The organism is Pseudomonadota bacterium, assembly GCA_022361155.1.
Lineage (GTDB): Bacteria > Myxococcota_A > Polyangia > Polyangiales > JAKSBK01 > JAKSBK01.
The window spans coordinates 1-5571 of sequence record JAKSBK010000102.1 but is presented as its reverse complement, the minus strand read 5'-3'; the positions used below and the strand labels follow the sequence as shown (position 1 = coordinate 5571).

Here is a 5571-nt window from a genome sequence, read left to right as displayed (position 1 = left end):
GCTCACTCAGCCACGTCGTCGAGCCAGTAGGTCTCGTCGTCCAGCTTGGGGGTCTCCAGCAAGGATCCGTCCGGCCCGTCACGGCGAACGACGAAGGTCTTGCGGGACACGATGTCGTTACTCTCCCGTGCGAATACGGTAACATAATTGATACCGCCCCTGAGAGGAATCTCGGTCTCGAAATCGGCTGCTCGCTGGCTGTTCGATCCCGAGTTGGCTCGGTAGAATACCTTGCGCGCGCCGACGAAGACGTACATGTCGCGAACTCGGGTCTCGTCGGTTGCGCGACCGCGCAGCCGCAGAGTTGGACTGCGAGTCACTAGTGTGTGCCCGTAGTCGACGTCGAGCCGTGGCGGCATGTGGTTGAGGTCCGCTACCACCCTTCCTCGTGTCCGGCCATGGGTGCCAGTGACCTGTGCGTCGTCGATCCAGCCCTGCCGGCCGTCTCCGGTGTCCACGCGCGTGAAGCCTCGGAAATGGGCTCGCACCGGCAGAGCGCAACGCCCCCCGGTGCAGCTGGCAACGGACTTGCTGGTCGTGTCCGGCCGCTCCCTGACGACGGCTCCGTCCCGCAGGGTCACGGCACCGCTCCCCTTCCTGATTTCGTCGCTCTGCGGTTCTTTGATGGCGAGCTTGAGCGTTTCGTTGACGAGCTCGCGCAGATCGATGTCAGTGATCGAGATCCCGAGCTTGACTTCGGACTGGTCCGAATCGGGGAGAGACTCGAACGTGAAAGCGATATCCCGCTCCTCGCCGGGCTTGAGGTTATCGAGCTGGAAACGGCCGTCGCGCAGCAGGATTCCCCGGCCGCTCATGTTGCGGAGATTCGCTTGCGTCTTGTAACCCTGGCCCCGGCCGACGTTGCGCACTTTGAGGTGGATCGTCGCCGTTTCCCCTCGCTCTATCACTCCGTTTCCATTGCCTTTTTCTGCGTCCGAAACCTGAAGCGCATACGCGAACTGCGGGCGCGGCAGACTCGTGATTCGAGTCCGGATCTCGGCATCGGGCGGCGCATGTCCATGAGCCTCCTTGAAGAGCAGCCGCACGCCGTCGGCCCGGTCGTGGACGAACTTGGGCAGGGCACAGACGCGCTTTCCATCCTCGCGCTTGCAGATCCCCAGGGTGGTCGACCAGGTACGGCTCTGGCCCGGGTTCAGCCTGCCGAAGACGAGCTCGCGGTCGCTGAAGAGACGGTAGTCGCTCTTTGTCACGGCCCGCAACCGGTACAAGGGGGCGGAGCCCACGTTGGTAAGCCTTGCGCGTAGCTCGAGCGGCTCGCCAGCCCGGGCGTGGTTGCCAGGAGCGCTTGTTGACAGTTGCACCTTGACCTTGCTGGGACCGCGATCCTCGCCCACGGTCCAGTCGACCCCGAGCCGGCCGAGCTCGGCCTCCGCCTGGGCCAGCTCCCTTTGCGTCAGCGTCTCGATGACCGGCTTGGCGTCGCGAAGCAGCTCGCGCCGGCCTGGACGCTTTGCCGCACGCAGCAGCTCGCGCGAGAAGTCCGTGAGGAACTCGTGCTCCTGCTCGTTTTGCTCGGAGTCCTCCGGCTTTGCTTCGCGCAGCCGTGCCCGCGTGTCGCGATCCAAGTAGTAGCGCAGCACGGCCGAAGGCTTGGCCGCCACGTGGGCGCGCGCGTGGGTCAGGTGAGCTCGGAGGTCCGACTCGCGCACGTATGCGCTGTCGACCGCCATGTCCATGTCCAGCCTGTCGACGGTCATGGGATCGATCACGATATCGGGGGTGATCCCCACGCCCTGAATGGACACGTCGCCGGGGGTAAGGTAGTGCGCGATGGTGAGCTTGAGCGCCCAGCCGTCGCGCTCGTCGCTGTACAGCACCTGGACCGAGCCCTTGCCGAACGTTTGCTTGCCCACGACCAGAGCTCGATCGTGGTTCTTGAGCGCGCCTGCAACGATCTCGCTGGCCGAAGCACTGCCACCGTTCGCCAGCACGACCATGGGATAGAAGGGCTCGGTGCCCTTGCGCTGAGCGCTCTTGCGCTCACGGTTCTCCGGATCGTTGGACGAGGTGGCCACAATGGTCCCGTCGGGCAAGAACGTATCGGCCACGCAGATGGCCTGCTGCAGCAGCCCGCCCGGGTTGTCACGCAGGTCGAGCACCAGCCCGCGCATGTGGCCCTGGTGTAAACCGAGCAGGGCCTTGCGCAGGTCCCCGCAGGTGCTTGCCTGGAAGTTCTTGATCCGCACGTAGCCGATGCTCTCCGCAAGCATCTTGGAGTGGATCGACTCCACGTGGATGACCGCGCGCGTGAGGTCGAACCGTCGCGGTTTCCTCCAGCCGCGCGCACCCTCCCGCACGATCCACACGGCCACCTGGGAGCTTGGCGGCCCGCGCAGTCGCTTGACGGCTTCCTCCAGGGGCATGTTCAGGGTCGACTCGTCGTTGATCTTGACGATGCGATCCCGTCGAGCGAGGCCCGCACGGGTCGCCGGTGTGCCGGGCATGGGCCGGATAATGGTCAACTGCCCATCGCGGATCGAGATCACGATGCCGAGACCACCGAACTCCCCGCGCGTGTTGAGCTGCATCTCCGAGTACTCTTCCGGGGTCAGTAGAAGCGAATGCGGGTCGAGCGTGCGTAGCATCCCGTTGACAGCGGCATATTCCACGTCTCGCAGGTCGATGTCCTCGTCCTGCAGCTGCTTCTGCAGGAACTCGAAGACCTTCTCGAAGAGCCAGGTCAGCGCCCACGGCGAGTTCACGTCGGCCGACTCGAAGCTCTTTTCCTTGTCGTTGACGTGGACGGTGAAGGTCGAGTCGCCGTTTTCGTAGTCCACCAAGACCGGGGCCACCGAACGCTGGATAGCGTTCAACCCGGCCAGCAGCATCTTCTTGTGAACGATGCGCTCCGGCTCGACGTAGTGCCCATTGACCTTCTGCGTGACGGCCTTGAGGACACGAACCTCAGCCAGATCGTACGGTTTTTGGCGCTTGGCCGCCCGAGCTCGAGGAGACGCGTCGATATCAAAATCGAGACTGTTATGCCGCGGCCAGACGAACGTGATACAGAAAGCCGTCGCCACGGCGGCAACTGCTAGCAAGGGCTTCCACCATCTGTGCATCGATCGCATCGAAGGCCGCGAGGCTGTCAGGATAAGCTGCCGAAGGGTTCTTCTCAGTATAAGTAGTGGATTCGACTACCGCCAGCTCGCAGCCGCTCACGCAACTGTTCAGCAGGGGATTCGCGTGTCACGGGCCGCCATGATCGCTGCCAGTGTGCCAGCAGGAGCCATTCCGGACCAGGTTGTGAACATCTGTCGCCGCCTGGCCGGGCGGGGGCACGGCGCCTGGGTGGTCGGCGGCTGCCTCAGGGATCTGTTGCGTGGCAAGACGCCGGACGACTGGGACGTCGCAACCTCCGCGCGGCCCCAGCAAGTCCAGGCCCTCTTCCAGCGCGTAATCCCCACCGGCATCGCGCATGGAACCGTGGTCGTACGCGAGGGCGGGCAATCGTACGAGGTGACCACGCTGCGCACCGAGGCCGGTTACTCCGACGGCCGGCGCCCCGACAGCGTCGCCTACGTCGACGACCTGGAGCTCGACCTGGGGCGCCGTGATTTCACCGTCAACGCGATCGCCTACGACCCGCTTTCGGACCGGCTGCTGGATCCGTTCGGTGGGCTGCTCGATCTGGAGCGGCGGTTGCTGCGCACGGTTGGCGATCCTCGCGCCCGCTTTGACGAAGACGGGTTGCGCGTCCTTCGGGCGGCGAGGTTCGTGGCTACGCTCGAGTTCGAGCTCGACCCCGAGGTGCACGAAGCGATCCGAGGCGCATTGGCGCGTCTGAAACAGGTGTCGCGCGAGCGGATTCGCGACGAGTGGCTGAAAGCCTTGTCGGCCCGCCGCCCCTCGCGCGCCCTCGAGGTCATGCGCTTGACAGGGATCCTGTCCGTGGTCTGTCCCGCGCTGCTGGAGCAGGTCGGGTGCGGGCAGAATCGCTACCACGCCTACGACGTCTGGACCCACACGCTCAAGTGCGTGGACGCCTGCCCAGCAGACCCGATCATCCGCATGGCAGCGCTGTTGCACGACCTCGGAAAACCGCGCACCAAGGCGTTCTCGAGCCAGACCGAGGACTACACGTTCTACGGGCACGAGAAGCTCGGCGCGGATCTGGCCGAGACCTGGCTGAGCCAGTACCGCTTTTCGAACGACGAGCGGGCTCGGGTGGTGCACCTGATTCGTCACCACCTGGTCTGCTATACTGATGCATGGTCCGGCGCTGCGGTGCGCCGCTTCCTTGCGCGAGTGGGGATCGCACATGTCGACAGCCTGCTTGCGCTCTGCCGAGCCGACACCCTTGCCAAGGGACTCCCGGTCGACGATGCCTTGGCTGCGCTGCAGCGACTGCGGGAGCGAATCGATGAGGTCATTCAAGCCGGGGCAGCGCTCGAAACCAGGGATCTGGCAATCGATGGCCACGACGTGATGGCGGCTCTGAAGTGCGACCCCGGACCCCTGGTGGGTCGCATGCTCCGGAGGCTGCTCGAACGGGTCGTGGAGCAGCCGGAGCTCAACCGGCGCGAAACGCTGTTGGCCATGCTCGATGGCTCGCTCGGCGAGGAGGGCTGAACACTGCCTGGATACATCGACTTGCACTGCCACTATGTTCCCGCGGTGGACGACGGCGTCCGGACGGTTGAAGAGGGCGTGCGCCTATGCGTGGGACTGTCCCGTATTGGCTACGACTTGGTGGTGGCGACCCCGCACATCCGCACGGCCATGTTCGACAACCGCAAGCCCGGGCTCGTCGCGGCCTACAGGAGCTTCCTCGAGATCACCGATGGCACACCGGACATGCCGGCCACCGGACTGGCGTGCGAGCACTTCTGCGACGACATGTTCTGGCGCCTTTTCGAAGCCGGCGAGGCGCTCCTGTATCCGGGAGGCAAGGCCGCGCTGGTGGAGTTCTCGGTGGAGCAGTTCCCGCTTAATGTCGAGCAGCGCTTCTTCCAGATGAACGTACGCGGGGTACGCCCCGTGCTGGCCCACCCTGAACGCTATGGTCCGCTTTTCCGGACCACCGACCCCCTCGAGCGCATGCTGACCATGGGCGTGCTACCCCTGCTGGATATCATGTCGCTGGTGGGACGCTACGGACGCAAGCCCAGGCGCGCCGCCGAACGCATGCTCGCCGAGGGCGTCTATTTCGCGGCCTGCAGCGATTGCCACGCCCCCGGCGACGTCGAGGTCGTAGAAAAGGCGATCGCGCGTCTGAATACGCTGGTCGGCCGTGAGGAAGCGTACGAGCTGTTGGCGGAGAATCCCCGCCGCATTCTCGAGGGAACGGCGGACGAGCCGTGAACGTGGGGGCCGTGAGCGCGACCCTTTCCCCGCCGGGACTGCTGCGTCGGGTCTGGGCCAAGCTGGTGCTTTCCCTTGCCCTGGGCGGGCTGTTCGCCTGGCTCGCCGCCCGGGGCGGGCTGCCCTTGATACCGACGGCAGACGCCTTCGCGCACGTGAGTTGGTCCGGCGTGGGAGCGTACGTATTGACGCTCTGGCTCGTGCATCTGATTCGTGCGACCCGCTGGCGCTTCCTGATCGCGCCGG

At 65.2% G+C, this 5571-nt stretch carries 4 protein-coding genes; 3 read left to right on the top strand and 1 reads right to left on the bottom strand.

Annotated elements, in window-relative coordinates:
* Positions 1–2: 2 nt before the first annotated feature.
* Positions 3–3044 (bottom strand): S41 family peptidase, encoded by a 3042-nt coding sequence (locus tag MJD61_03540; GenBank protein MCG8554349.1) that lies wholly within the window; start codon positions 3042–3044, stop codon positions 3–5.
* A gap of 163 nt (positions 3045–3207) precedes the next feature.
* Here MJD61_03540 and MJD61_03535 point away from each other — a divergent pair, with 163 nt between their 5' ends.
* The 3 genes from MJD61_03535 to MJD61_03525 all read left to right on the top strand — a co-directional run.
* A complete protein-coding gene (locus MJD61_03535) occupies positions 3208–4593 on the top strand; it encodes an HD domain-containing protein (protein ID MCG8554348.1) in 1386 nt (461 codons plus the stop codon).
* Between the two features lie 45 nt (positions 4594–4638).
* Positions 4639–5325, top strand: coding sequence for a protein tyrosine phosphatase (locus tag MJD61_03530; protein ID MCG8554347.1), 687 nt, complete (start codon positions 4639–4641; stop codon positions 5323–5325).
* An 11-nt stretch (positions 5326–5336) separates the two neighbouring features.
* Positions 5337–5571 (top strand): hypothetical protein (locus MJD61_03525; GenBank protein ID MCG8554346.1); only part of this gene is annotated, 235 nt, incomplete at its 3' end.